The sequence below is a fragment of the Flammeovirga agarivorans genome, assembly GCF_012641475.1.
Classification (GTDB): Bacteria; Bacteroidota; Bacteroidia; order Cytophagales; family Flammeovirgaceae; genus Flammeovirga; species Flammeovirga agarivorans.
The window spans coordinates 1-520 of the sequence record NZ_JABAIL010000136.1; the positions used below are offsets into that span (position 1 = coordinate 1).

Annotated in this window: 1 protein-coding gene; it reads left to right on the forward strand. The window is 55.2% G+C overall.

Annotated features, from left to right (window positions below):
* Positions 1-147: 147 nt before the first annotated feature.
* Positions 148-520: iron-containing alcohol dehydrogenase (locus tag HGP29_RS28625; RefSeq protein WP_168885858.1), on the forward strand; the 373-nt coding region annotated here is incomplete at its 3' end.

A 520-nucleotide genomic window follows, 5' to 3' on the forward strand; every position in this document is an offset into this window, starting at 1 on the left:
AAAGGCGAAAGATTTTTTTGTTCCCTGCCGGCCCTACAGTGATCGCACTGCTCCGGTACGCTCCGTTCAGGCCGCGCTTCACTGGCCGGCGCGGATAACGCCAGGGCTCATCATGTCTACATGCGCACTTATTTGAGGGTGAAAGGAATGCTAAAAGTTATTCAATCTCCAGCCAAATATCTTCAGGGTCCTGATGCTGCTGTTCTGTTCGGTCAATATGCCAAAAACCTGGCGGAGAGCTTCTTCGTCATCGCCGACGATTTCGTAATGAAGCTGGCGGGAGAGAAAGTGGTGAATGGCCTGCAGAGCCACGATATTCGCTGCCATGCGGAACGGTTTAACGGTGAATGCAGCCATGCGGAAATCAACCGTCTGATGGCGATTTTGCAAAAACAGGGCTGCCGCGGCGTGGTCGGGATCGGCGGTGGTAAAACCCTCGATACCGCGAAGGCGATCGGTTACTACCAGAAGCTGCCGGTGGTGGTGATCCCGACCATCGCCTCGACCGATGCGCCGACCA